The sequence below is a fragment of the Anaerocolumna sp. genome, from assembly GCF_032079385.1.
GTDB lineage: Bacteria > Bacillota > Clostridia > Lachnospirales > Lachnospiraceae > Anaerocolumna.
This window is the reverse complement of record NZ_DAMAUC010000012.1, coordinates 107,850-132,825: the sequence shown is the minus strand read 5'-3', so window position 1 is coordinate 132,825 and position 24,976 is coordinate 107,850. Positions and strand designations below refer to the sequence as shown.

The 24,976-nt window shown below is 35.1% G+C and carries 25 protein-coding genes and 1 pseudogene; 5 read left to right on the top strand and 21 right to left on the bottom strand.

What is annotated here, in order from left to right:
- Positions 1 to 216 (bottom strand): annotated as a pseudogene (locus tag RT261_RS11760) (tRNA (N(6)-L-threonylcarbamoyladenosine(37)-C(2))-methylthiotransferase MtaB); the annotation flags it as partial.
- A gap of 223 nt (positions 217 to 439) precedes the next feature.
- Between RT261_RS11760 and RT261_RS11755 the strand changes: the two are divergent.
- Entirely contained in the window at positions 440 to 673 is a 234-nt protein-coding gene (locus tag RT261_RS11755; protein ID WP_313132698.1) for an HPr family phosphocarrier protein, read from the top strand.
- A gap of 168 nt (positions 674 to 841) precedes the next feature.
- Here the strand turns inward: RT261_RS11755 and thiI are convergent, their stop codons facing one another.
- The 11 genes from thiI to lepA form a co-directional block, all read right to left on the bottom strand.
- Positions 842 to 2,017 carry a tRNA uracil 4-sulfurtransferase ThiI gene (gene thiI, locus RT261_RS11750; RefSeq protein WP_313132697.1) on the bottom strand — a complete coding sequence of 392 codons (1,176 nt, stop codon included), beginning with the start codon at positions 2,015 to 2,017 and terminating at the stop codon, positions 842 to 844.
- A gap of 327 nt (positions 2,018 to 2,344) precedes the next feature.
- On the bottom strand, positions 2,345 to 3,505 hold the full coding sequence (locus RT261_RS11745) for a cysteine desulfurase family protein (protein ID WP_313132696.1): 1,161 nt from the start codon (positions 3,503 to 3,505) through the stop codon (positions 2,345 to 2,347).
- Between the two features lie 100 nt (positions 3,506 to 3,605).
- On the bottom strand, positions 3,606 to 4,349 hold the full coding sequence (locus RT261_RS11740) for a 16S rRNA (uracil(1498)-N(3))-methyltransferase (protein ID WP_313132721.1): 744 nt from the start codon (positions 4,347 to 4,349) through the stop codon (positions 3,606 to 3,608).
- Positions 4,350 to 4,600: 251 nt separating this feature from the next.
- Positions 4,601 to 5,554, bottom strand: coding sequence for a 50S ribosomal protein L11 methyltransferase (gene prmA, locus RT261_RS11735; protein ID WP_313132695.1), 954 nt, complete (start codon positions 5,552 to 5,554; stop codon positions 4,601 to 4,603).
- Between the two features lie 2 nt (positions 5,555 to 5,556).
- Complete coding sequence (gene dnaJ, locus RT261_RS11730) at positions 5,557 to 6,699, bottom strand: molecular chaperone DnaJ (RefSeq protein ID WP_313132694.1); 1,143 nt, start codon at positions 6,697 to 6,699, stop codon at positions 5,557 to 5,559.
- A 288-nt stretch (positions 6,700 to 6,987) separates the two neighbouring features.
- A complete protein-coding gene (gene dnaK, locus RT261_RS11725; protein ID WP_313132693.1) occupies positions 6,988 to 8,850 on the bottom strand; it encodes a molecular chaperone DnaK in 1,863 nt (620 codons plus the stop codon).
- A 107-nt stretch (positions 8,851 to 8,957) separates the two neighbouring features.
- Entirely contained in the window at positions 8,958 to 9,572 is a 615-nt protein-coding gene (gene grpE / locus RT261_RS11720) for a nucleotide exchange factor GrpE (RefSeq protein WP_313132720.1), read from the bottom strand.
- Between the two features lie 86 nt (positions 9,573 to 9,658).
- The gene (gene hrcA / locus RT261_RS11715) at positions 9,659 to 10,693 is read right to left on the bottom strand and encodes a heat-inducible transcriptional repressor HrcA (protein ID WP_313132691.1); all 1,035 of its coding nucleotides are present in this window, start codon (positions 10,691 to 10,693) and stop codon (positions 9,659 to 9,661) included.
- 221 nt (positions 10,694 to 10,914) lie between these two features.
- Entirely contained in the window at positions 10,915 to 12,072 is a 1,158-nt protein-coding gene (gene hemW, locus RT261_RS11710) for a radical SAM family heme chaperone HemW (protein WP_313132690.1), read from the bottom strand.
- Between the two features lie 64 nt (positions 12,073 to 12,136).
- The gene (locus RT261_RS11705; RefSeq protein WP_313132689.1) at positions 12,137 to 12,625 is read right to left on the bottom strand and encodes a DUF3201 domain-containing protein; all 489 of its coding nucleotides are present in this window, start codon (positions 12,623 to 12,625) and stop codon (positions 12,137 to 12,139) included.
- Between the two features lie 134 nt (positions 12,626 to 12,759).
- Complete coding sequence (lepA, locus tag RT261_RS11700) at positions 12,760 to 14,571, bottom strand: translation elongation factor 4 (protein ID WP_313132688.1); 1,812 nt, start codon at positions 14,569 to 14,571, stop codon at positions 12,760 to 12,762.
- A gap of 283 nt (positions 14,572 to 14,854) precedes the next feature.
- Between lepA and RT261_RS11695 the strand changes: the two genes are divergently transcribed.
- Positions 14,855 to 15,334 carry a hypothetical protein gene (locus RT261_RS11695; RefSeq protein ID WP_313132687.1) on the top strand — a complete coding sequence of 160 codons (480 nt, stop codon included), beginning with the start codon at positions 14,855 to 14,857 and terminating at the stop codon, positions 15,332 to 15,334.
- A gap of 126 nt (positions 15,335 to 15,460) precedes the next feature.
- On the opposite strand, the gene RT261_RS11690 is transcribed toward RT261_RS11695, so the two are convergent.
- On the bottom strand, positions 15,461 to 16,879 hold the full coding sequence (locus RT261_RS11690; protein WP_313132686.1) for a stage II sporulation protein P: 1,419 nt from the start codon (positions 16,877 to 16,879) through the stop codon (positions 15,461 to 15,463).
- Between the two features lie 225 nt (positions 16,880 to 17,104).
- The gene (gene gpr / locus RT261_RS11685; protein ID WP_313132719.1) at positions 17,105 to 17,998 is read right to left on the bottom strand and encodes a GPR endopeptidase; all 894 of its coding nucleotides are present in this window, start codon (positions 17,996 to 17,998) and stop codon (positions 17,105 to 17,107) included.
- Positions 17,999 to 18,397: 399 nt separating this feature from the next.
- Here gpr and rpsT point away from each other — a divergent pair, with 399 nt between their 5' ends.
- On the top strand, positions 18,398 to 18,661 hold the full coding sequence (gene rpsT, locus RT261_RS11680) for a 30S ribosomal protein S20 (RefSeq protein ID WP_313132685.1): 264 nt from the start codon (positions 18,398 to 18,400) through the stop codon (positions 18,659 to 18,661).
- A 192-nt stretch (positions 18,662 to 18,853) separates the two neighbouring features.
- Here the strand turns inward: rpsT and RT261_RS11675 are convergent, their stop codons facing one another.
- The 5 genes from RT261_RS11675 to RT261_RS11655 form a co-directional block, all read right to left on the bottom strand.
- Positions 18,854 to 19,159, bottom strand: a complete 306-nt coding sequence (locus tag RT261_RS11675) for a late competence development ComFB family protein (RefSeq protein WP_313132684.1) — start codon at positions 19,157 to 19,159, stop codon at positions 18,854 to 18,856.
- Between the two features lie 272 nt (positions 19,160 to 19,431).
- Complete coding sequence (locus RT261_RS11670) at positions 19,432 to 19,842, bottom strand: hypothetical protein (protein WP_313132682.1); 411 nt, start codon at positions 19,840 to 19,842, stop codon at positions 19,432 to 19,434.
- A gap of 101 nt (positions 19,843 to 19,943) precedes the next feature.
- On the bottom strand, positions 19,944 to 20,084 hold the full coding sequence (locus RT261_RS11665; RefSeq protein ID WP_313132681.1) for a hypothetical protein: 141 nt from the start codon (positions 20,082 to 20,084) through the stop codon (positions 19,944 to 19,946).
- 31 nt (positions 20,085 to 20,115) lie between these two features.
- Entirely contained in the window at positions 20,116 to 20,532 is a 417-nt protein-coding gene (gene rpiA, locus RT261_RS11660; RefSeq protein ID WP_331665473.1) for a ribose 5-phosphate isomerase A, read from the bottom strand.
- A gap of 232 nt (positions 20,533 to 20,764) precedes the next feature.
- Positions 20,765 to 21,202, bottom strand: a complete 438-nt coding sequence (locus RT261_RS11655; protein ID WP_313132680.1) for an N-acetyltransferase — start codon at positions 21,200 to 21,202, stop codon at positions 20,765 to 20,767.
- Between the two features lie 635 nt (positions 21,203 to 21,837).
- Here RT261_RS11655 and RT261_RS11650 point away from each other — a divergent pair.
- Both RT261_RS11650 and RT261_RS11645 read left to right on the top strand, forming a co-directional pair.
- Positions 21,838 to 22,287, top strand: coding sequence for a MarR family transcriptional regulator (locus RT261_RS11650; RefSeq protein ID WP_313132679.1), 450 nt, complete (start codon positions 21,838 to 21,840; stop codon positions 22,285 to 22,287).
- Between the two features lies 1 nt (position 22,288).
- Positions 22,289 to 22,861, top strand: a complete 573-nt coding sequence (locus tag RT261_RS11645) for a cyclase family protein (protein WP_313132678.1) — start codon at positions 22,289 to 22,291, stop codon at positions 22,859 to 22,861.
- Positions 22,862 to 22,983: 122 nt separating this feature from the next.
- On the opposite strand, the gene RT261_RS11640 is transcribed toward RT261_RS11645, so the two are convergent.
- A complete protein-coding gene (locus tag RT261_RS11640) occupies positions 22,984 to 24,441 on the bottom strand; it encodes an ABC transporter ATP-binding protein (protein WP_313132677.1) in 1,458 nt (485 codons plus the stop codon).
- Positions 24,442 to 24,976, bottom strand: a 535-nt coding sequence (locus RT261_RS11635) for an energy-coupling factor transporter transmembrane component T (RefSeq protein ID WP_313132676.1), incomplete at its 5' end; no start/stop codon positions are given.

Here is a 24,976-nt window from a genome sequence, read left to right as displayed (position 1 = left end):
TCTGTGCAGCATTTGTCTGGATTTACGGTCCGCTATATTGGTAACAGTACAAGTATTAACCACATAAACATCTGCTTTTGAATCAAAATCAACAATTTGGTATTCTGCATCTTCAAATAACTTCTGCATAGCTTCTGTTTCATAAGAATTCACCTTGCATCCCAAAGTTAAAAAGGCCACCGTTTTTTCATTCTTATCAAATTGATTATTATTCATAGGAATCCTTTCTAAATATAAACAACCGCATATTCGGTTCCAACCCGCTTACTATTGATATACAATATTTTACTGTATTATATTGGTAATTACTATATTTTGATATATTATGATATGGATTTTTTATCTACTTTGTATATTGACTTTTTATAGTCTAATATGTAGTATATATCTTATAAAGACTACACAATTAATCCTAAAAACTAACTAAAGGAGGAGTATTATGAAGACCGTAAAAATTTCGCTAAATTCAATTGATAAAGTAAAATCCTTTGTAAACGAAGTTACAAAATTTGATTCAGATTTTGATTTAGTATCCGGTAGATATGTAATTGATGCAAAATCTATAATGGGTATCTTCAGTTTGGATTTATCAAGACCAATTGATTTAAATATTCACAACGAAGAAAGCGTTAACGAAATCTTAGAAAGATTAAGTCCGTATATCGTTGAATAATGTTTATTTAGTTACTTATGGAGGATACTAACGTATCCTCTTTTTTCGTGGTTAAAACTTCTTTCCAATCCCAATTCAGCAAGTATACGAATTGGGATAGTATATACAAAACATAAGGCATATACTATCCCAGTTTCACTATTAACAAAGTAATTTTCCAGTCAAAATCTAATCTACCAGAACTATCTCTCTTGAATCTAATGCAATTTTAACCATTCCATCTATCTTTTCTTCTAATGCTTTTTCGGAATGACGAATTACCTTTAAGCTTGGCTTTGTTACTGGATGTTTTGCAACAAATATAGTGCAGCAATCTTCAAACGGAAGTATAGAAGTTTCATAGGTATTAATTTTCTCAGCAATATCTACAATATCCTGTTTGTCAAATGCAATCAGAGGGCGATAAACCGGTAAATTACATACTTCATTTGTTGCAGCTAAACTATGAAGCGTCTGACTTGCAACCTGACCAATACTTTCACCTGTAATTAATCCAAGGCAGCCTGATTCTTCAGCAATCTGCTCTGCTATTTTCATCATGTATCTTCTCATAATAATGGTTAACTCTTCATGAGGGCATTTTTCATAAATATCCAGCTGAATATCTGTAAAGTTGATAATATGAAGTTTTATGGGACCAGTATATTTAGAAATTAATCTTGCCAAGTCCACTACCTTTTGTTTTGCTCTTTCACTGGTATATGGAGGTGCATGAAAATAAACGGCATCTATAGTAACACCTCTTTTAGAAATCATATAACCTGCAACGGGACTATCAATGCCACCAGATAATAGAAGCATGGCTTTTCCGTTGGTTCCAACAGGCATACCACCTGGACCCGGTATTACTTCCGAATATACATAAGATTTATTTCTAACCTCCACCATAATACGAACAGAAGGATTATGAACATCTACTTTCATTTCCGGAAAACGTTTTAATAAATAAGCTCCCATTTCGATACATATTTCAGGAGATGTCATGGGATAATTTTTATCCCCCCGTTTTGCATCCATCTTAAAGGTAAAGTTTCTATCTTCATATCTTTTCTCTACATAATCCCCTACTGCCTTAGTTAATGGTTCCCATTCTATGGTATCTATAATCGTCACCGGACAGATTTGCGCAATACCAAATACTCGCTGTAAGGCTTCTACCGTTTCTTCATAATCATATTCTTCCGGACATTCAATGTAAATTCTGCCTTGTTCTTTTGTTACAGTATAATCCCCAAGATTTTTTAAAGAATTCTTAATCTGGTCTCTTAAGGCATTCTCAAACAAATATCTATTCTTACCTTTTATACCTATTTCCGCATATTTTATTAAAAATGCTTTGTACATACTTTCCTCTTTTCCTATAATATAAAATAATTTCTAGCTCCCATCGCATGCTACGTCTGCTTGCAGATGTAGTACTGCCACAAATCAGGGTGTGAATTATGCAATTCAAGAATTCACACTAGCTCCCATTGCATACTGCATCTGCTTGCAGATGTAGTACTGCCGCAAATCAGGGTGTGAATTATGCAATTCAAGAATTCACACTAGCTCCCATTGCATACTGCATCTGCTTGCAGATGTAGTACTGCCGCAAATCAGGGTGTGAATTATGCATTTCAAGAATTCACACTGGCTCCCATTGCATGCTGCGTCTTTATATAATGCTAATTAATGTCTTCTAAATCTTCTTAAAGCAGGTAACAATTCTTTTAGCATATCCACCGTATACCGGATTACTTCCATGTTAGTATTGACAGAAAAGCTAAACCTTATTGTGGCATCCAACAAGTCTTCTCTTACTCCAATTGCCTTTAATGTGCCGCTAAGAGCCGGGTGATTGGAAGAACATGCAGACCCGGAAGATACATAGATTCCTTTTTCTTCTAACGCGTGTAATAATACTTCACTTCTTATTCCGTCAAAACTAACACTTACAATATGAGGCGCAGAATCTTCTAATCTGTCTCCCACTCCATTTATAGTTATATCTTCTATTTGACTGATTTCTTCTATAAAAGATTTCTTTACATGATATAAATTTTTGATTTTTTCATCATGGTTCTCATAGATTTCTTTCACTGCCTGTCCAAGTCCTGCTATAGCAGGAACATTCTCTGTACCGGAACGCATGCCTTTTTGCTGACCACCGCCAAATAAGATTGGCTTAATCTTTATTTTGTCTTTTATATATAAGAATCCGATACCTTTGGGCCCATGTATCTTATGCCCGCTGACAGACAACAAATCAATTCCTTCTCTTTTGGGATATATATTATATTTACCAAATGCCTGGATGGCATCCACATGAAAAATAATATTTGGATTTTTGGATTTTAATGCTTTCGATATTTCACTGATACTTTGTACAGAACCAATTTCATTATTCACGTACATAATAGATACCAGTATAGTATCTTCCCTGACTGCATTTAATAATTCCTCCATTATAACCTTTCCATAGGTGTCTACCGGTACATAGGTTACCTGAAAACCATTCTCTTCAAGGAATATAAGTGGGTTGTGCACGGAAGGATGCTCAATTCTTGTTGAAATAATATGGTTACCCCTTCTTTTATTGGCCAAAGCGGTACCAATTAAAGCTAGATTGTTAGATTCTGTACCTCCGGAGGTAAATAAAATTTCCTTAGGTTCCACTTTCAATCTCTTTGAAATAATATCTTTCGCATCCCTTATATATCGTTCTGCTTCTATACCCGTTAAGTGTTTGGAGGAAGGATTACCATAATCCACACTTAAAGTTTCTACCATTATATCTCTTACTGAATCAAATACCCTTGTAGTTGCGGCATTGTCCAAATATGCTTCCATACTTTCCTCTTCTCTAATACTAATCATAATTTATATGTCATTGCTTATATAACAGCATTATATTTTAAAATACATTTCTCAATATAATGAATACACCCTATCAGCCCTGCTCCATCTGTAACATTATCATGGATAAGATCGCAAGCCCCGCAGTCTCGGTGCGTAATATTCTTCTTCCTAAAGTTATGGGTAAAACACCTGCTTCCAAAGCTTGTCCAATCTCTTTTTCTTCAAAACCGCCTTCTGGTCCGATAAAGATTCCCACCGACTGACCGCCTTTTATACTTTGGATGATTTCCTTGGTTTTATTTATATCATCTGCATTTTCATATGGAATTAGTTTAACGTCCATGTCTTTCGCATAATTGAGCGCGTCTTTAAAGCTCATAGTTCCTGATACCGTAGGTATGATTCCCCGATTGGATTGTTTAGCTGCACTTGTTGCAATTGATTGCCAGCGTTCTACTTTCTTGTCTTCCTTCTTTTTATCTTCTAGTCTTACAACAGTTCTTTGGGTCATAACCGGAATGATTTTAAAAACCCCAAGTTCTACTGCCTTTTGAATGATTAGCTCCATTTTATCTTTTTTAGGAAGTCCTTGAAATAGATATACTTTCCCATCTAATTCCGTATCCGTGTCATGGACTTCTTCAATAGAAACTATAATTTCGTCCTTAGATTCGCTATCTATTATACAATAAAAGTCTTTCCCTTGTCCATTACAAATTATTAGTTTCTCTCCAATTCGCATCCGTAATACGTTTTTTATATGATTTACATCTGTACCTTTAATGGTGATAAATTCTTCACTTATTTGATTTTGATCTACATAGAAACGGTACATAGCAAGCACCATGCCTTCCTTCATATTATTCGCAATTAATACTTAATACTGTAGTTTTGCAAAAGCTGAATTCTATTCCATATATAAAAGAAACTGTTAATAAACAATAAACTGCCATTCTGAGAGCGTAGTTTCAGCTGTGCCGAATTCTATGCAGGAGAAATCTCAGTTTTATAATAAGATTCTTCCCTTAAATTTGGCACAGCTGAATATATGCTCAGAATGACAGTTCTTGCAACAGTTTTGACAAACTACTTCTGTGCTACAATAGAAACCCAGTCACCCATTTCATTTATTTCTAATATACGAAAACCGTTTTTTAAAATAGCTTCCTTTACCTGTTCCTTCTTCGTATTTATAATTCCAGAACTGATAAATACACCGCCTGATTTCATATGTTTTCCAATCTCCGCAGAAAGGGGAATAATAACATCAGCCAATATGTTTGCTGCTACAACATCGTAACATTCAAACCCTACTTGTTTTTGTACACTTTTATCAGATATAATATCTCCACTAATAATCGATAAAACATCCTCAGAAATATGGTTTACTTCTGCATTTTCATAGGCAGCTTTTACTGCATTCGGATCAATATCCGTTCCCAATACAGAAATTGCCCCTAACTTTGCTCCAATAATGGATAGAATTCCACTTCCACAGCCTACATCTAACAATTTCGTTTCCGAATTTACATACTTTTTCAAACCGCCGATACATAATTTAGTAGTCTCGTGGGTACCGGTTCCAAAAGCAGTGCCAGGATCAATTTCAATAACAATGTCATTATCAGAAACATTATCAAGTGGTTCCCAAGTTGGTTTAATTATAATATTATCATCTAAACGAAATGGTTTAAAAAATTCTTTCCAGTTATTAATCCAATCAACATCTTCTGTTTCGGAAATCATAATTTTTCTGCTTCCTACATCCACGAATTCGGCTAATTCATCTAAGCCTTCCTGAATTTTAGCTATGGTTTCTTCTACATCTTCGTCTTCATTCAAATAAAAACTTATAGCGGCTGTTTTATCACCTTCATCTACTTCAGGAAGTATGTCAATGAACATAGCTTTTTTCTCTTCTTCTGTAATTGGAACATTATCTACTATTTCAATTCCTTCAAATCCCAAGTCTGTCAGCATATTGCTGATAAGATCTTCCGCTTCCGACATGGTTTTTAAAGTTAATTTTGTCCATTTCATTGTTATTTACCAAAGAATTTCTTCTTTCCTTTTTCCTTTTCTTTTTCGTGCTCCGGTTCTGCATTCTTACCGTTCATTGCATCATCAAATTTTTGCAATAACTCTTTTTGTTCGTTAGTTAATTTCAACGGCACCTGAACAACTAAAGTAACATAATGGTCACCGCGTACCTGTTTATTACGAAGTGTAGGAACCCCTTTGCTTCTTAAACGTACTCTGGTATCCGTTTGTGTACCTGGTTTTACAGTATAGATAACATCACCATCTACCGTATTAATGCGGATATCCCCACCTAATGTTGCCTGAGCAAAGGAAATAGGAACAGTAGAATAGATGTCATAATCTTGTCTTTGGAAAATTGGATGTCTGCTTACGGTAACTTCTACCAGCAAATCTCCTCTTTCGCCGCCATTAATTCCAGGTTCCCCTTTTTCACGAATTCTGATACTCTGACCGCTATCAATACCGGCTGGAATGGAAACTGCAATTTTCTTCTTCTTGTTTACATAACCGGAACCATAACAATCCGTACATTTTTCTTTCACTATTTTACCGGTACCATGGCAATCCGGACAAGCCTGAACATTTCTAACCATACCAAATAAAGACTGCTGGGTATATACAACCTGACCTTTACCACCGCATTTTGTACAAGTTTCCGGATGGGTACCCGGCTTTGCACCGGTTCCATGACAGGTAGCACATTCTTCTTTTAGATTTAAATCTAATTCTTTATCCACACCAGTTACTGCTTCTTCAAAGGTGATTCTTACCGCTGCTCTTACATTCGGCCCCTTCATTGGACCATTACTACTTCTTCTGCTTCTTCCGCCGCCAAATAAATCCCCGAAGATATCTCCAAAGATATCTCCCATATCCATATTGGTAAAATCGAAGCCGCCTGCACCAGCACCGCCTTCAAATGCAGAATGTCCAAATTGATCGTATTGTCTTCGTTTATCCGGATCACTTAAAACTGTATAAGCCTCTGAAGCTTCTTTGAATTTAGCTTCTGCCTCTTTATTACCGGGATTTGCATCCGGGTGATATTGTTTCGCTAATTTTCTATATGCTTTTTTTAGTTCATCATCTGTTGCAGACTTGGAGACCCCCAAGACTTCATAATAATCACGTTTATCTGCCATGATTTTATCTATCCTCCTTGCGAATTTTCTGAGCGAACAAAAACTGCCAAGAAAATTCCCATGTCTATTTCTTGACTTTTAGTCCAAAACTTTACTTATTACTAAACAGTCTAAACGGAGATATTTCATCCGCTTGACCGCAATTTATTCTTAATCCACAAATAGGCAGTCAAAAGACCGCCTATTTATAAATGTCAGGGAACGACCCGTAACCAATATACTATACAAAATATTTGAAAAAGTCAACTCTGGAAAATCACCATATCAGGTTATTTATGCCTGCTGATTTTATACTTCTCTGTAGTCTCCGTCTACTACATCATCAGCAGCAGCTCCGCCGTCGGTTGTAAAATCCGGTGCAGGTCCGCCTTGCGCACCTTGAGCTCCCTGTGCCTGTTCATATACTTTTGCGAAAAGGTTCTGAGCACTTTCCATTAATTTTTCTTTTGCAGCTTTTAGATCTTCTACTTCTCCATCAGACATAACTTCTGGATTTGCTTTTTCCACTAAGTCTTTTAAGTGATTCAAATCAGCTTCTACCTTAGATTTATCCTCTGCACCAAGTTTATCACCTACATCACTTAACGCTTTTTCTGTCTGGAATACCATAGAATCTGCTTCATTTCTAACTTCAACTGCTTCTTTACGTTTCTTATCCTGTGCTTCGAATTCAGCTGCTTCTTTCACTGCTTTTTCGATATCATTTTCAGACATGTTAGAACCGCCTGTAATAGTAATGTGCTGTTCTTTACCTGTTCCTAAATCTTTTGCAGATACATTTAAGATACCATTGGCATCAATATCAAAAGTAACTTCGATTTGAGGAACACCTCTTCTAGCTGGTGGAATACCATCTAGTCTGAATTGTCCAAGACTCTTGTTGTCTTTGGCAAATTGTCTTTCACCCTGTACTATGTTAATATCAACTGCTGTCTGATTATCTGCAGCTGTTGAAAAGATTTGGCTCTTCTTAGTAGGGATAGTTGTATTTCTTTCAATTAATCTTGTTGCAACACCACCCATAGTTTCGATACTTAAGGATAACGGTGTAACGTCAAGTAACAGAATGTCTCCTGCACCAGCATCTCCTGCTAATTTACCACCTTGAATGGAAGCACCAAGAGCAACACATTCATCAGGATTTAGGGATTTGGATGGTTCATGACCGGTTAATTGTTTTACTTTATCCTGTACAGCAGGAACACGGGTAGAACCACCAACAAGTAAAACTTTACTTAATTCTGAAGCAGCAATTCCGGCATCTCTTAATGCGTTTTGAACAGGAGTTGCTGTTCTTTCTACTAAATCATGAGTTAATTCGTCAAACTTAGCTCTTGTCAGGTTCATATCAAAATGTTTTGGTCCTTCTGCTGTTGCAGTAATAAAAGGTAAGTTTATATTTGTTGTAGCTGCAGAAGATAATTCTTTCTTTGCTTTTTCTGCTGCTTCTCTTAATCTTTGAAGTGCCATCTTATCTGTTGATAAGTCTACACCTTCTGTCCTCTTAAATTCATCAATCATATATCTTGTAACTTTTTCATCAAAGTCATCACCACCAAGTCTGTTATCACCGGAAGTAGCTAAAACTTCAATAACACCGTCACCGATTTCGATAATAGAAACGTCGAAAGTACCGCCGCCTAAATCGTAAACCATGATTTTTTGTTCTTTTTCATTATCAAGACCATATGCTAAAGCTGCAGCTGTCGGCTCGTTGATAATTCTCTTAACATCAAGTCCGGCAATTTTACCAGCATCTTTTGTAGCCTGTCTTTGAGCATCGTTAAAGTAAGCCGGTACGGTAATAACCGCTTCGGATACTTTTTCTCCTAAATAACTTTCTGCATCCGTTTTTAATTTTTGAAGAATCATTGCAGAAATTTCTTGTGGTGAATATTTCTTATCATCTATTTTAACTTTAAAGTCAGTTCCCATATGTCTTTTAATAGATGCAATTGTTTTATCAGCATTTGTTACAGCTTGACGTTTTGCAGGTTCACCAACTAATCTTTCACCTGTCTTTGTAAATGCAACTACGGAAGGAGTAGTTCTGGCACCTTCTGTATTGGCAATAATTACTGGTTTTCCACCTTCCATAACGGCAACACATGAGTTTGTCGTTCCTAAATCGATTCCTATGATTTTGCCCATAATTTATTCCTCCTAAATTTTTCAATTAACAATATGAATTATTACAAATTAATAATAAAATTATAAATAAATATAAATGTATTTACTAAATAAACAATTATATTGCTTTAATTAACAACTCTTACCATACTATGTCTAACCACAGTATCTTTAAATATATAACCTTTTTGGAATTCCTCTGCTACTATGTTTTCTCCCAGTTCAGGATCCTCTGAATGCATTACCGCATTATGAAGATCGGGATTAAATTCTTTTCCGGCAGCTTCTATTGGTTTTAAACCGGATTCTGTTAAGGTATCCATTAATTGTTTGTAGATTTTTTCAATGCCTTGTGCAAATCCACCGGACTTTTCTTCTTCTGTTAAAGTTCCAAGTCCTCTTTCAAAATTATCAATAACCGGAAGAACTTTTTCAACAATATCTCTTGCGCCGATTTCAAACATCTGAGATTTTTCCTTTTCCGTACGCTTACGATAATTATCAAATTCAGCAAAAGTACGCTTTAATCGGTCCTCCAGTTCTTCAATCTTTAAATCTTTTGGATCTTTCTTCTTTTCTTTCTTTTTAAAGAACTTTCCGGATTTCTTATCTCCATCATCAGTGCTTTCTTCATCTTCAAGATTCTCATCTGCATTTTCTTCATTACTTGATTCAAATTGCTCGTTTTTATCTTCATTTTCTAAGGTTTGGTTTGCACTCTCTGGATTTATGTTGTTTTTCATTTCTTCCTCTTGGTTAACTCTATCTGTCTTTAACTCTTCTACAGAATTATCCTTGCCTTCCACTTTTGTTACCGCCTTTCCTTATGTTAAGTTTTTTTCTTAAATATTTCATCCAACTGCACCATAAGTGTATGCAGCGTACTGACTACTTTTTCATAATCCATTCTCTTTGGACCAATAATGCCTATCTTGCCATAAACACCATCTTCTATTTCATAAGTGGCTGTTACAACAGAACAATCTTTCATAGCCTCTACGGGAGTTTCACTTCCAATATATACTTGGATGCCTCCCTTTTCAGAATCTTCTGCAGGGGTAGCGGCCACCAGCTCTGTCAGTTGATTCTTTTCCTCAAAAGTATTCAGTAATTCTGATACTTTATCCATATCACTAAGTTCAGGATATTTTAACATATTGGTTGCACCACTGGTGTAAATCTCTACATTCTTTTCTTCACTGATTGCCTGAGCAATTACATCAAGAATATCACTCACTACACCACTGTATGAACCTGCCTGTTCTTTCATTTTCTGGATAATAGTCAGATTAATTTCAGAAAGATCTAATCCTTGAAGGAAAGTATTAAATACAATATTTAATTTAAGAATAATCTCTTTATCTAATTTCTCTAATGTATTGATTATCTTATTCTTTACTATGTTGCCTTCCAGTAAAATCACAGCAAGGATCTGATCATCATCCACTTCTGTTAATTGTATGAACTTCACTTTTCTGCTTCGGTATTGAGGTTTTGTAACTAATGTGGCATAATTGGTATTCGCAGCTAGTAACTTAGCTATTTGTTTTAATAAGGTATCTATCTTATCTGCTTTGTCTACCAGAAGTACCTTCATATCTTCTACTTCCTGAATTTTGTCTTGCAGCATAGTATCTACATACAAACGATATCCTTTATCAGATGGAATACGACCTGCCGAAGTATGGGGTTGAACAATATATCCCTGTTCTTCCAAGTCAGCCATTTCATTGCGAATTGTTGCGGAGCTTAGATTTAAATCGGTTAATTTAGAGATTGTCCTGGAGCCGACTGGTTCGCCGGTTTCAAGATAATTTTGAATAATTGCCTGTAATATCTTTAACTTCCTATCATCCAATGCCATCTAATCACCCCCAACTTTGTTGTTAGCACTCACTATCAAGGAGTGCTAACATCTTTATACATAAAATAGCACTATCAAATTGCTTTGTCAAGAGTTATTTTACTCAATTGTTGAGAAAAATATATTTTATTTCTCTATTTCTGTCTATAAAATAAAGAAAAACTAATTTTTAATTTAATTTTTTAATACTCTCATTTTATATTTTAAAAACAAATATATATTTAATTATCCAATAAGAATCTGGACATAACCACATTGCTCAAATCTATTCCCTTTTCAGTAAGGAATATGCGGTTATTCTTCTCCATAAGTAGATTCTCATCAAAAGATTGACTTAAAACATCTCCATAGATATTTTCTATATCTTCATGAAATAAATCTTTAAATCTGCTTTTTTGAATTCCTTCCATCATTCTTAATCCTAAAAACATAAACTCTTCCATTTGCTGTTTTCTATCCAAAGATTCTATATTTTTTCTTAACCTGTTTCTATCATTGGAGTTCCTAATATAAGCATTCATATTTTCTTCATTGTGGCACCTTATATTATTTAATAAAGAAGAGGCTCCTAATCCTAACCCCAAATAATCTGTTCCGGTCCAATAAGAAGAATTGTGCTTACAGGCAAAACCTGGCTTTGCATAATTAGAAATCTCGTATCTATCATATCCGGCATTCTCAAGAACTTCTTTTGTCTTACTATAAATCCGTCTATCAAGATCTTCATCCTGATCCTCTTCACTATAACGTTCAAAAAAAGGCGTACCTTCTTCCAAAATTAAACTATATGCAGAGATATGTTCCGGTTTCAACTGGATAACCTTCTCCAAAGTACTGACCCACTGTTTAATAGTCTGTCCCGGTAAAGCCGATATTAAATCCACATTAATATTACAAAATCCCAGTTCTCTGGCCATGTAATAATTCTCCTCAAACTCCTCATAGGAATGAATTCTTCCTAACAACTTCAATTCTTTATTATCTGCTGACTGGAGTCCAAAACTAATGCGGTTGATTCCTGCCTTCTTATACTCTCTCAACTTTTCTTCATTTACAGTCCCAGGGTTTGCTTCCATAGAAATCTCTGCCTGTTCACTTACATTAAAAACTTCTTTAACCGCTTTTAAGATTTTCCCAATAAACTTTCCATCAATAGAAGAAGGAGTACCCCCGCCGATAAAAATCGTCTTAACAAGGTACTCCGCTGCCAAATCCTTATTAGAGAATATCTCCTTTATCAAAGCCTCTACATAAAGTCTTTTTGTTTCTTCACTCGCAGGTCCCGAAAGGAAATCACAATATTCACACTTTTTCACACAAAAAGGGATATGAATATATAGCCCTAAGCCTTTTTTACTATCTGTCAACTTATTTTCCATAGTGTACCTCCTTTCAAAATTCTTCTATATCCTTTTAATAATCATCTGCCACTTAATAATCTTCTTATAATATATATGTACCCATTGATTCCAGTTTTTTAACCATATTTAATAAATTAGACTTATCTTCGAGATAACTAAATTCAAATTCGATTCCAACTTCCTTCTCATTACTCCGACTTATTTTTTCCGAAATATCATCAAGCTTTAAAGCAGCATTGTAAAAATCACTAAGATAATCTTCTACTCCATACACTTCAAATTTATAATCCGAAATTATCTCCCAATGGAATAAAACTGCTTTTTCTTTCTTCATTTTGAATTCTATAAAGGTACGATTCATGTCGATTCCAATATCACAAATATTCTTTATTGTAACAACGGGAATAGGGTAATACTCTAAAAACCATTGGTTATCTTCCCTCATGGAATGATTATTATAAAATCCCCACTGGTAATCATAGTCTAATTCCTTTAATGCTTTTAATAAAGATTGTAAATATTCATAAACAGGCCTGTATATATCATTCAGTATCTGCATCCTTTGTTTCATAAGTTCCTCCAATTTATTTTCTTGTTAAAAAACGAAGTTTAAAGTATTTGAGAAAAAATGCAAGCAATAAGCTTGCATTTTCTCAATATTAGAGTCCTATAAAAACGTTGCCCTGTAATAAGACATTCCTTCCTTTAGTCTTCGTCCAATTTAAGCACACTCATGAAGGCCTTCTGAGGGATTTCTACATTACCAATTTGGCGCATACGTTTCTTACCTTCTTTTTGTTTCTCAAGCAGCTTTCTCTTACGGCTGATATCACCGCCGTAACATTTTGCAAGAACATCCTTACGCATAGCCTTTACCGTTTCTCTTGCAATAACCTTGCTGCCGATAGCCGCCTGAATAGGAATTTCAAAAAGATGCCTTGGAATCTCATCTTTTAGCTTTTCGCACATTTTTCTTCCTCGTTCATAAGCAGTTTCAGCATGAACAATAAAGGATAAGGCATCCACTTCTTCCTTGTTAATAAGAATATCCAATTTCACAAGAGTGGATTCTTTATAACCTTTTAACTCATAATCAAAGGAAGCATACCCTCTTGATCTAGATTTCAAAGCATCAAAGAAATCATAGATAATCTCATTTAGAGGAAGTTCATATTTAAGAAGTGCTCTTGTAGCCTCCATGTATTCCATGCCAAGATAAACACCCCTTCGTTCCTGGCATAATGACATAATAGAGCCGACAAATTCCGTTGTAACCATAATCTCAGCACTTACTACCGGTTCTTCCATATAATCAATTTCTGAAGGATCAGGCAGATTAGAAGGATTAGTGATTTCAAGTACCTGTCCATCTGTTTTATAAACTTTATAAATAACACTTGGCGCGGTAGTTACAATGTCCAGATTATATTCTCTCTCCAATCTTTCCTGAATGATTTCAAGATGCAGCAGACCTAAGAAACCACAACGGTAACCAAATCCTAAAGCAACGGAAGTTTCAGGTTCAAATTGCAAAGAAGCATCATTTAGCTGCAATTTCTCCAGCGCATCTCTTAAATCCGGATATTTTGCTCCATCAGCTGGGTACATACCGCAGTACACCATAGGATTCACTTTCTTATAACCGGGTAAAGCCTCTTTACAATTATTATTGGCATCTGTTACAGTATCACCAACACGGGTATCTTTTACATTCTTCAAACTTGCAGTTATATAACCTACCATTCCGGCAGACAATTCCTCACAAGGAATAAACTGTCCCGGTCCAAAAGTACCTATCTCTACTACTTCCGCAGTAGCTCCGGTAGCCATCATTTTAATTTCAGTCCCTCTGGTAACTTTACCCTCCATAATACGACAGAATATAATAACCCCCTTATAGGAATCGTATTTGGAATCAAATATCAAAGCCTTTAATGGTTCATTTATATCACCTTTAGGCGGTGCTATCTTAGTTACAATCTGTTCTAAAACTTCTTCGATATTAATACCGACTTTTGCGGAAATCAAAGGAGCGTTTTCTGCATCTAATCCTATGACATCTTCAATTTCCGCCTTTACCCTATCTGGTTCCGCACTGGGTAAATCAATTTTATTAATTACCGGTAAAATATCCAGATTATGATCAATAGCTAAATAAACATTTGCTAAAGTTTGGGCTTCAATACCTTGGGCCGCATCCACAACCAGTATTGCGCCTTCACAGGCAGCCAGACTTCTTGATACTTCATAATTAAAGTCTACATGTCCCGGAGTATCAATCAGGTTAAAAATATATTCTTCTCCGTCCTTTGCCTTATAAACGGTTCGAACGGTTTGAGCCTTAATGGTAATTCCACGTTCTCTTTCCAGTTCCATATTATCCAACACCTGAGATTGCATCTCTCTGCTTGTCAATAAGCCTGTTTTTTCTATAATACGGTCAGCTAAGGTTGATTTTCCATGATCTATATGGGCAATAATACAAAAATTTCGTATATGACTCTGATTCATTAACATTTCCTCCTGCAAAAGTGAGTTATATTCTGTTGTATTATAACATAGTCAAATCTTACTTACAAGAAAAAGCATATTCCTTCGTCTCCGTTCCTTTATCTTACTGCCTTATCTTTAAAATTCTTCCCAAAAATACAGTGCAGAATCCCTCCTAAAATGGCCGGGGAGGAGTCGACAAAATTGTGTCGTAAATGTTCATATTATAGTATTTTTTGTAACACAGGATAAAGATTCTCATATTATATAGTAGTAATCCAATTAGTAAAGACCAAAAGGAGGTAAATATATGACTAATTGTCTAAATGTCAGAGGTGCATTGAATATTGCTGAATTCACCGGTCAGGTTGTTAAAATCACTTTATGCAGCGGGCAGGAATTAAAAGGCGTTGTAGAAAAAGTATGTCCAACTGCAATCCGTTTATGGGTTAATCCCGGAGAACTTTGCTGCTCGAATAATGAAATTAGAAAAGCCTGGATTGCAATTCATGCAATCGAATCTATCGCTTTTGATTGTGAAAATGAGATACGTGGCTGTTGCCGCAACTGCACAAATCAAGGAGATCTTCAAGGTATAATAAAAGCATTAAACGCTGCCGAATTATCCAGACAAATTGTAAAAGTCGGTTTAAATTGTAATGGAAAACCTGTAAGAGTAAGAGGACAAATATTAAAAATTTCCTGTAACACACTCTGCATCAGATTAGAAGGATGTGGGGAAGTAAAAGAAGAAAAACTCGAAAACGTTGAATATGTTGAATTTTGCTAATCTTACATTAACCCTTTCGTCTCCATAGATGTAATCTCCTCCGTAAGGAATATTGGTTACAACTGACAAGGAAGCCCCGCTGCTTACTTTCGTAACCGACGGGGCTTTCTTACTTTAGTTTGAATATTATTGTTTACCGGTCAGTACCTGATCCAGTATATTTGCAAGTAAATCCATAGCGTTTTGCGCTTCTTTCAACGTGTTATTCTGAGTGCCTGTCTCTATCAACAGGGATTTAGGTCGTACGTGCATATTATAACGGTAAGCTTTCAAATAATTTTTATACATTAAACCCGGATACAACTCTCTTCCAGCTAATTGTAATTGCAAACTAAATGCCAGATTATCCTGGGTATACGGATTATCCAGATAGGATATCTTTTCACCCTTCGAATTGGTACTTAAACCATTAAAGAACATAAGTTGAGCAACTTCTTTACCGGCAATTGTGGATACCCTTTTTGCATCCCCACTTACACCATCTCTATGTAAATCGATTACCACTTCAATAGATGGATTGTATTCCAATATTTTTTCTATGCCTGGCTTTGCACAATTATAAGCCAGATTTCTATCTAGTTTACCGTCTATAATGTCATAATGAGATTTATCATGCACTACATTATATCCGTATTTTTCTGTAAGTACTTTTGTTAAGTAGCCCCCTAATCCGACTATGGTATCATCTTCCACACCCTCTCTGCTGTCAATAAAGGTTTCCCTTGAATGGGTATGATAGATTAATATTTGTGGCTTCTCCGAATTTTGTTTTATTGTCATATCTTTTCCTAATAGTTTCTTTGCATCAAATATTTTATCATCTACTTTGGTTGAACCATCGGTGATATAAAAATTATTATATAAAAATGATCGGTTTAATAAATTTTCTAATGTAAAGTACTGACCATTTATTTTCCCCAGCGTTTCCTTCGCATTTATTTTATTCGTTGTGCCTACGCTTTCATTTAATACAAGATTACCAGAATCGCCTTGCTCCAAATAAACGTCTCCGCTAATAATATCAATTGGCATTAAGCTTTGCTGGCCGGTCATTGCTGCTTCACTATCCATATCGGAATCTACATCTGTTTCATCTGAATTATCCGGTACATTCTCAAGTAACTTTTTTCTGTTTTCATTTAGGATCGCCATATAAACTTCATCACTGAATTTCAGATCAGATCCGTTTGCCAATATTCCGGAATCATGGTCTTCTTCTATGTAATGGTCATTCAAGTCTGCATTCTCCGCCACATAACGGTTAATTGGAGATATACCTGCCATGGCATTAAGAATGAAATTATTATGTTTATTTTCTTTACCGTCGTTTATCACATAATCTGCAATGGGTATATTACTCTGCATCATATAATTACATAAGGAGGAAATCAATTTATTCTCAACAGGGGCTCTTGAATCCGAATTCAGTTCTGCCCCAAATATCTGTATACATTGAATGATTAATCGAATACTTAAAAAAATTATTAACCCCCATACGGTTATATGAAACAGTCTAGCCTTTTTGTGCCTGCTACACTTTTTCATGTTTCCCTCTTTCCTGCGCATGATTTTTGCGCGTTCAACTTGATTCCGAGGATTACCCATTCCGGTTTTTCTTTACCTTACCTTCTTTTCACAGTTAATATGTAGTCTAAAACCTAGCCTGGATAATGCATCTTTAGTAAGCAATTGTCATATTCTATCATATGCAGCTTTCTAATTTATGATAACTTTTCAAGGCATTATTTTAAAAGATTTTAGACATGCTTATTATGAAAAACATTTATTAAGTGCTTCTGATATGGTGAAACTAATTCTTTTTATAGAATCGTCAATACTTTTTGGTGTGACAAACATATTGGAGATAGTCTGCTGATTGACTTCTCCAAGGAATTGATAGATTTCCTTTTCTTCCAATCCTTGCTTTCTCATGTACTGTTCCATTGTATCATTTACAATAGTTGCAGCATCTACAACAGTTGGAACTCCAATTGCAATGACTTCCACTCCAAGACTTTCTTTATTCAAAGCCTTTCGATTATTACCTACTCCGGATCCCGGGCTGATTCCTGTATTGGTGATTTGTATAGTAGTATTCAGGCGATTGATACTTCTTGCTGCAAGGGCATCTATTACAATAACTACTTGAGGCTTTGTTTCCTTAATTATTCCCCGTAAAATCTCACTGGATTCCATACCAGTTTGTCCCATTACTCCCGGTGAAATGGCACTTACATTGCCTAAATTGTTTTTTTCTTTAAATTCCTGGCCAAACTCCCGTATTAAATGTCTGGTGACAAATAAATTATCCACTACCTGGGGCCCTAAAGCATCCGGTGTTACTTCCCTATTGCCAAGACCAGCAATTAGCACTTCCATTTCCTCTAAATTAACCGCTACTTTTTTAATATACTTTACTATTTCTTCAGTAATTGGTTCATGAAAGCTTTCATCGTCTTCCTGTAATTTTGGTGCTTCAATGGTTATATAAGTTCCAATGGGCTTACCCATAGCATCTGCACCCTTTTGATCCTTTATAACAACGGTAGTCACTCTTATATCTTTTTTCTTATCATATTCTTCATCCAGAATAACTCCCTGTATTTCAACATCATCCTCTTGAAAACTTTCACGCACTTCCAAAGCAAGGTCAGTACGTGACATACCTTTTAGATTGTTTTTATTGTAAAAAGTCTTGGAATTCTCATTAACGCCATTCGCATTTTTGTCTAATTCCCCATTCCTGTTCAAGGCTGCATTTTTGTTCACACTTGCCATATGACTCTTTGTAGTATTCTTATTCACCATAACATCACTCTCCATATTTTCTATTTGTTCACAATGAACATAAGGTTACTATGTTCGTTTTTATTTTAAATATTTCTAAACATATTTAAATACTATATATCTCTTAATAGTATTTTCTTCATTTATTTAAAAAATATGTATTGACAGATGTGTTGGTTTATACTACTATATAATAGTATGTTTACATTAGAACGTCCGTGTCCGGATTTAATGAAACAAAGTTAATTCAATAATAATATTTTGGAGGTGTATGATTTGGCTAACATTAAATCTGCTAAGAAAAGAATCTTAGTTAATGAAACTAAGACTTTAAGAAACAAAGCAATTAAATCTAAAGTAAAGACTGTTATAAAGAAAGTTGATGCTGCTGTGGCTGCCGGCGACAAAGAACTTGCTAAAACAGCTCTTACTACTGCAATTTCTGAAATTGATAAAGCTACTTCAAAAGGCGTTTATCATAAGAATTCTGCATCAAGAAAAGTATCTCGTTTAAGCAAAGCTGTTAATTCAATCGCTTAATTCATCATATAGCAGTTACGAAACCAACCCATTCGTAACTGTAATTATAAAAAAGACTGTTATAAAATATATAATTGCTTTTCCAATTTTATATATTTTATAACAGTCTTTTTATGTATATTATTTCCATTCTTATTTTTTATTTATACTATCTTCATTCTCCATCATGACTTTCTATACTAGCAATAAATACTATTCATCATGCTTTGGATTTTCTTTTACAATTTTAATAGCTTTTGTTATAGCTATAATAATCTCAACTTCATGTTCGTTGTTTAATTCACATAGACGGGCATACAACTCCCCTTCTTTTGTTACAACATATTTAGGTGGCAATTGATTCAGTGTGCAGGCAATAATATCCATTTTACATTTATCACATTTGCAGCAATCTAAAGTTCCCCACATTTCATCCAATATTTGAAGCACTAACGTCTCCATTACATTATGATACGTATTCATATTTTTCCCTTTCCGCTGTTCCTTAAATCTACTCATTAATCCCCCTGATACCTCTTAATTGTAGAAATATTACTCAACATAGGGAGCTCATGAATGTATCTTCTTCTGTCGCTAGGCCTGCTGGTACGTTAATTAATTAATCCTAAAGGGAGAAGTGAAATTCTAACTCCATTTATACGTACTATATCAGGTACATAAATTATAAATGAAGGTGATTATTAAGTCAATAAATTTAAAAATCTGAAAGGAAAATGCTATGTTAATATTCATAATCCTTAACTTCCATGCTGGAAATAGCAAATTACAAATCACTCATTGGGCAATTCAGACAGTACCCAAGGTAATTCAATATTAGTAATTGCAAGTATAAAATATGGTTTCTCCATTCCCGTATTTCCATAAACAGGCTCATTGGTGTCGGAACGGTAGAGGGTGATGATTGCATTTTCTTTATATAGCTCTAATTTGTCTTCCATTAAATTACCCTTAACTGAGTAATAACTCTCATATCGGCGCTTGTCCCTTGTACTATTCCAAAAACAATCTATTATCTCAAGTGGACGTTCTACCTGAATACCGAAATCTTTTAGTCTTTTTATAACTTCAGGGTAATAAGATGCAAAAGCTTTCTGATAATTACGACAGTATATACAGTCACAGGGCTGATTATATTTATCCATATAAGATGCCGTTGCCTGCGTATCAACAATATATTTCATTTTAATCTCCATAAATGTTTCTCTAATTTTATAGCATTTTTTTATGTTTATAATTTACATGTTAAAGAATATATAGTTTTTCATTTTGCTCATAATCACCATTACTTTGGCACGCCATTTAGAACAAAATAAATTATCATCGAAGTAATATCAATTGATAGGATTATCAATGCAACAATACCTGCAAGTCTTAATCCCTTTCTAATTTTCTTTTGATTTTCTTCTTCCGCTCTCGATGGCATCGCCATCTCTGAGCATTTGAAAGAAATAATCTTACTTATTCTCAATAACTTTTGTACCAATATCAGTACCAACAATAATACGGTTACACATATTGATAAATAGTCCTATTTCTAAAACGCCTGTTATCCCATTAACTTTATTATAAACATCATTAATGTCCATTGGCTTTCCTATATGCAAATCAACTATGTAATTACCATTATCAGTTATAAAAACATTACCATCCTTCATTCTCATTATAGGATTAAAAGAGCATTCTTTTAGTTTTCTAATAACTTGTGTATAACCATAAGGTAATACTTCAATTGGTAACGGAAACGCTCCAATACTATCAACTAATTTACTATCATCCATAATCCATATTACTTCTTCGGCTAATTTGGCAACAATTTTTTCTCTAAATAATGCTCCGCCACCACCTTTGATAGCATTAAAATGTTTATCTATTTGATTGGTTCATTATACATTATTGTTTAAATATTTCCTCTATTTTATCCAGTGGAAATGGTGTCATTGCCAATGGTTTCACTGCAATGGACATAAGTATGCCCTCCTGATTTTCTATTAATAAGGAAAGCAAAGGCTATGCAAGTATCAAATTTTTGACGCTATGCAATAGCCTTTGCTATACATAACGAACCGAGCTAAAGTTCATAATATTTTTCTTCCTCCAAAAGAGTTAGTTAGCTGCTTGATGTGGACTCCATTCCATAACATATTCTATTTCTCCAGTTTCCTCATCCACTTGTTCTTTGGAAATAGTGAAGCCCTCTCTTAAATAAAATTGCACTGCTCTGACATTTTTTTGATAGACCTGTAAAGACAATTCCATACTCTTTTCTTTTGTGTAATTTAGAAGTTTTCTTCCAATTCCTCTGGATTGATTATCCTTAGAAATAAAAATCCCCCCAATATAATCATCAATCAGACCTATGAATCCCTGTATTTGGTTATTACATTCATATACATAAATTGTTGATTGAGGCAGCATTTCTTTAACAGCTATAAAGTTATTATCCCAATAACTGCCTTCAATAAAATCGTGGGTTTGTTTGTTCGTTTCCAGCCATAGAGCCATGATGCAGTCAATATCTTTTAACATAAAATCTCTAATCATATTATTTTTTCTCCTTTGGTTTTCTAATCCTGTTTTCTACATATGTTTTTTAAAAAAACAAAAAAGCAGATATCTCCATCACTTGGGGTCATCTGCATACTTAATAGGATACTAACAAAAAGGAATATTTATCCATCCTCTCATGTAATAACAGCAAAAATCAAGCCATTATATTAACTTAATTCTTGTCATATATACCTATAATTTTTAAGTTGAAAGTATAGGCAGCTTGATCTTATCCATCGGCAAAATAAGTACAACAAATACACCTCGTGATACGAGAGTTTAAAATTTATTGTTCATTATCTTATCGAACGGACGACATCAAGACACCTCCCTTTTATTCGTTACATTTATAATAGCAAATTCATCTTAAATTAGCAAGATGCTTCTCATCATTACATCATCAGTGACATACATTGCGTATTCTTTCATTTTTACTCCCTAAACCTCTAAGTAGCAGTGGTTACAGTATACCCATGGCAAAACCATTTTAAGATATCATATTGTTTCATACATTTATCTCAATTTACCATGCTCATTCATTTATTCGATAAAGTTGTTCCAAAAACTTGACAAATAGAATTGAACAGTGTAATATTGTTTCCACGGAAATAATATTTGAGGTGAATAGAATGAATGAAAAAATCCTATATGAGTTTACACGACTTTATAATTACCAAGATATATTAAGTAAACTAATGAATGGAAATTTAAATTTAAATTATAGTCTTACAGAAATTCATTGCGTTGAAGTAATCGGTCAGGAGGTACAAATCAATGGTACAAAACTGGCACAGATTATGAATATAACCAGAGGAGCAGCAAGTAAAATTACGAAAAGATTAATGGGATATAAACTAGTTGAAGGCTATAGGCATCCTGAGAATAAGAAAGAAGTATATTTCAAATTAACCGATAAAGGTATGGATATTTATAAGCAACATGAGATTGCCCACAAAGCATGGGAAGAAAGAGATATACACTTTTTAGAAACCATTGATTTAAATGAACGAAAGATAGTTTTATCCTTTTTAACCTCATTTAACTCTTATTTAGAACAATTAATTCAGGAGGAATCATAATATGGAAATCGAATTAACCACAAAAGTGGATAAAAAATTAATGGAACAGTGGTTATCCACTCAAGAAAATAAACACATTGTAGCTGGTCATATAGGAACTCATTTGGATACTTATAATAAGTCAGCGATCCCTTTAGAGTATTTTAAAAATATAGGTGTACTACTTGATGTATCTGGAATTTCCGAAGAACGAGAAATTGAAATAGCTGATATTGCCGGAATAGATATTCCGCAAAATAGTTTCGTACTAATTCGCACAGCACGTAGTGAGAATGAAGCTTATGGCACAACGGGCTATTTTTCTAATCATCCCCAATTATCCCAAGATTTGATTGATTATTTATTGGGCAAAAAAATACGTTTTATCGGAATTGACTGTTCTGGTATTCGCCGTGGAGATGAGCATGAAAAAGCCGATAGATTATGCGAATCGAAAGGAGTTTATGTGATAGAAAATCTTATGAATTTAGATAAGCTGGTTAACGCTATAAACTTTAAAGTTTACGCACTGTGGTTTAATGATGAAATCGCAACCGGATTGCCTTGCCGCATTATAGCTGATATCGAACACTAAATTACGTAAAATTATATCACTCATTATACATTAGAGCAGAGCAAAGTGTCTAAAGCACTTTGCTCTGTTCTAATTAGCCAGCTAAATTATTGTTGTTTTTCATAGAAGTGAAATAAATCCAATTATTTGATATAAAAAAGTTCTTTTAGCTTATCTCCCTGCTTCTCACAAACAGGAACATCCTCCAACATTTCACCCTCGTCAAAATGCAGCACACGGGAACAAGTCCGGCAGACAAATTCATAATCATGTGTCACAATGAAAATTATTTTTCCCATTGCAGCAAGCTTTTTTATAAGATCAGCTGCTTGTGCCATGCTATCAAAGTCAAGACCGCTGGTAGGCTCATCAAACACCAGCAGTTCTTTATTGCAAATCATACTGACTGCCATAGCTACACGCTGCTTCTGCCCACCGGACAGCGTATTTGGGTGACGCTCCCGAAATGGCAGTAATCCTAAATCATCCATTGTTTGTTCTACAAGGTCCTGATTCGGATGCTTGATACCAAAGGAGCATTCCGCAGCAACACTTTCCGCAAATAATTGATAGTTCACATCCTGCATCACCATGTAAGAAAATTTCAGGCGATCTTTTGATTTTTGTTGTTTTCCATTCCAAAGAAACTGACCGGCACACTCCTTATATAGTCCACATAAAGCACGGGAAAAAGTTGTTTTCCCTGCCCCATTATGTCCAACCACACCAATCACTTCACCTGGCTTAAGATTCAGGCTTATCTTCTCCAGAATCATTCTTTTTTTATAATACAATGAAACATTCTTCACTTCAAATATCTGCGGGCATGCCGCAACAGTCAAACCCACAGGATGCTCCTCTTTTAAGTCTACTGCCCGCAGCCCCATTTGTTCCCGCTGATTGTGAGGCAGCTTTCGAAACTCTGCTGGAGTAAAAACGCCGGTAATCCGACCTTCCTCCAAATATACGATACGATCTGCTAAATCCATCAGATAGTAAAGTCGGTGTTCTGCAATCAAAATCGTCTTACCCTGTTCTTTTATTAACTTCAAATGTTCTCTTAATTCACTAATTGCCGTCATATCTAAATTAGAAGAAGGTTCATCCAAAAGATAGATATCCGGATTCATCGCATAGACCGAGGCAAATGCAATTTTTTGCTTCTCTCCGCCGGAGAGTTCAAAGATATTACGACCCCTCAGGTTCTGAATATGCAGTTCCTTTGTTGTCTGTTCTATACGCCGGATCAGTTCAGCAGGCGGACGAGCTTCGTTTTCAATTCCAAATGCAATCTCACTATCTGTATCAACGTTGAAAAACTGCGTGCGGGGATTCTGAAATACGGATCCAACCTGTTCAGCAATTTGATACATAGGTATATCACAAATATTTTTCCCATCCACTGTTATGCTGCCTTCTAAATTTCCTTGGTAGAAATGAGGAATTAATCCATTCGCTAAACGGGTAATGGTTGTTTTCCCGCAACCGCTTCTTCCACATAACAGCACACATTCACCGTCTTGTATCGTTAGACTGACATCATGCAAGCCACCAGATTCCTGACCTTGATAGGAAAAGGATACATTACTGAGTTTAATCATCTAAACCACCCCTTTCAGGTACAGCCCTACACCAAAGAAGGTCAGAAAGCAGAGGAGGACAATCCAATCTGCCATACCAAACCGAATCTGTTCCAAACAAGTACGAGGCCGGGGATTTTCAATTCCACGGGTGACAGAGGCAATGGAAAGTTCGTCTGCCGCTTTAGAAGCAGCCATCATCAAGGGAACATAAATACATTCTACTGTCATACCTGGATGGGTCAGGAACCCTTTTAAGGAGGGTGAAACATCCCTCATTTTCATTGCATCTTTGATAAAGCGCCAGTCTTCACGAATTGTTGGGACATAGCGCAGCATAACTGCCAATGAAATCACCAGCTTTTTAGGTGCATGGATACGATTCATAGCCGATAAAAATTCACTGACTTTTGTTGTTGACAGCACAATTCCGGATAGCATCCCGCAAGGATATACCTTATGAAACAGCCCAAGAAAGGCAATAAACATTGTGCGTAGTGTGCCTGTCATTGTATCCATGGTCCAAACCGTAAAGACGTAGACTAATGCATAAAAC

What these genes read in the sequence shown, in the direction of transcription:
- thiI (WP_313132697.1), bottom strand. Translation starts at nt 2,017, where the DNA reads ATGTACAAAGCATTTTTAATAAAATATGCGGAAATAGGTATAAAAGGT.
- RT261_RS11695 (WP_313132687.1), top strand. Translation starts at nt 14,855, where the DNA reads ATGACTAATTGTCTAAATGTCAGAGGTGCATTGAATATTGCTGAATTC.
- RT261_RS11740 (WP_313132721.1), bottom strand. Translation starts at nt 4,349, where the DNA reads ATGTACCGTTTCTATGTAGATCAAAATCAAATAAGTGAAGAATTTATC.
- dnaJ (WP_313132694.1), bottom strand. Translation starts at nt 6,699, where the DNA reads ATGGCAGATAAACGTGATTATTATGAAGTCTTGGGGGTCTCCAAGTCT.
- dnaK (WP_313132693.1), bottom strand. Translation starts at nt 8,850, where the DNA reads ATGGGCAAAATCATAGGAATCGATTTAGGAACGACAAACTCATGTGTT.
- RT261_RS11665 (WP_313132681.1), bottom strand. Translation starts at nt 20,084, where the DNA reads ATGCCATCGAGAGCGGAAGAAGAAAATCAAAAGAAAATTAGAAAGGGA.
- lepA (WP_313132688.1), bottom strand. Translation starts at nt 14,571, where the DNA reads ATGTTAATGAATCAGAGTCATATACGAAATTTTTGTATTATTGCCCAT.
- hrcA (WP_313132691.1), bottom strand. Translation starts at nt 10,693, where the DNA reads ATGGCATTGGATGATAGGAAGTTAAAGATATTACAGGCAATTATTCAA.
- RT261_RS11755 (WP_313132698.1), top strand. Translation starts at nt 440, where the DNA reads ATGAAGACCGTAAAAATTTCGCTAAATTCAATTGATAAAGTAAAATCC.
- prmA (WP_313132695.1), bottom strand. Translation starts at nt 5,554, where the DNA reads ATGAAATGGACAAAATTAACTTTAAAAACCATGTCGGAAGCGGAAGAT.
- grpE (WP_313132720.1), bottom strand. Translation starts at nt 9,572, where the DNA reads ATGAAAAACAACATAAATCCAGAGAGTGCAAACCAAACCTTAGAAAAT.
- RT261_RS11690 (WP_313132686.1), bottom strand. Translation starts at nt 16,879, where the DNA reads ATGAAAAAGTGTAGCAGGCACAAAAAGGCTAGACTGTTTCATATAACC.
- RT261_RS11645 (WP_313132678.1), top strand. Translation starts at nt 22,289, where the DNA reads ATGGAAATCGAATTAACCACAAAAGTGGATAAAAAATTAATGGAACAG.
- RT261_RS11655 (WP_313132680.1), bottom strand. Translation starts at nt 21,202, where the DNA reads ATGATTAGAGATTTTATGTTAAAAGATATTGACTGCATCATGGCTCTA.
- RT261_RS11745 (WP_313132696.1), bottom strand. Translation starts at nt 3,505, where the DNA reads ATGGAAGCATATTTGGACAATGCCGCAACTACAAGGGTATTTGATTCA.
- RT261_RS11670 (WP_313132682.1), bottom strand. Translation starts at nt 19,842, where the DNA reads ATGAAATATATTGTTGATACGCAGGCAACGGCATCTTATATGGATAAA.
- RT261_RS11650 (WP_313132679.1), top strand. Translation starts at nt 21,838, where the DNA reads ATGAATGAAAAAATCCTATATGAGTTTACACGACTTTATAATTACCAA.
- RT261_RS11705 (WP_313132689.1), bottom strand. Translation starts at nt 12,625, where the DNA reads ATGAAACAAAGGATGCAGATACTGAATGATATATACAGGCCTGTTTAT.
- RT261_RS11640 (WP_313132677.1), bottom strand. Translation starts at nt 24,441, where the DNA reads ATGATTAAACTCAGTAATGTATCCTTTTCCTATCAAGGTCAGGAATCT.
- gpr (WP_313132719.1), bottom strand. Translation starts at nt 17,998, where the DNA reads ATGTCACGTACTGACCTTGCTTTGGAAGTGCGTGAAAGTTTTCAAGAG.
- RT261_RS11675 (WP_313132684.1), bottom strand. Translation starts at nt 19,159, where the DNA reads ATGAGTAGATTTAAGGAACAGCGGAAAGGGAAAAATATGAATACGTAT.
- hemW (WP_313132690.1), bottom strand. Translation starts at nt 12,072, where the DNA reads ATGGAAAATAAGTTGACAGATAGTAAAAAAGGCTTAGGGCTATATATT.